The sequence below is a fragment of the Microvirga sp. P4_G7 genome, from assembly GCF_056401005.1.
Window position 1 is genome coordinate 1 of record NZ_JBFUKD010001033.1, and the last position, 897, is coordinate 897.

General features: G+C 54.3%; 1 pseudogene. It reads left to right on the forward strand.

The features are described from left to right. A pseudogene (locus AC1DT3_RS22810) lies at positions 1 to 897 on the forward strand (hypothetical protein); the annotation flags it as partial.

Sequence of the window (897 nt, forward strand, 5' to 3'; positions counted from 1 at the left end):
GGACAAATGGGGCAATTTGATCAAGCAGTGGTATATTAAGGACGACGGCACAAAGGGGGTGGTCGTCGCGCCTATCGCGATTGACCTTGATGGTTCGGGCATCGATCTGCGCTCCGGGGACGAGACTGGCGTTGCTTTCGATTGGACCGGTGACGGAATAGCCGACAAGTCTGGCTGGATTGGGCCCAACGATGGCTTCTTGGTAATCGATCTCGGCGGCGACGGCGTGATCGACCAGAGGAAGGAAATAGCCTTCACGGAATGGGCACCGTATTCGTCATCTGATCTTGAGGCTTTGAAGAAGGCCTTCGATACAAACCACGATGAGGTTTTTGACGCCAGGGATGCGCGATGGAGCGAATTTCGGATCTGGCAGGATATCGACCAGAATGGCGTTACGAATGAWGGCGAACTTCGATCACTGGCCGAATGGGGAATCAAGAGTATTGATCTAGCTGTGACGGAGGTAGATCGTGCGGTCTCCGATGGATCGATCGTAACCGGTACGAGCCGCTTCACGTGGGCTAATGGCGCCAAGGGCATTGTCGGTGACGTCGCTCTTGCACATTCCGGGTCAGATACCCCGACGTCGAACTCGATTGGGTCGACCGACCAAACCCGCACGCAAACGAGTACCTCTAAAGATGAGAGCTTTACTGGAAGCGCCCAGAGAGACACGTTCGTCTTTGAGGGCTCGTTCGGTCACGACGTCGTCTCATTCTTTGACGAAAGAAAGGATGTCATCGAACTTCGCAACTCGAAATTCCGTGACGTTCAAGATCTACTGAAGTCGGCAATGCAGGTAGGAAGCGATGYTGTTATCGCGGCCGACGCAGAGAGCACGTTGAGCGTCAAGAACATGACGATTGCTCGGCTCCAGTTGGACGACTTCCGCAT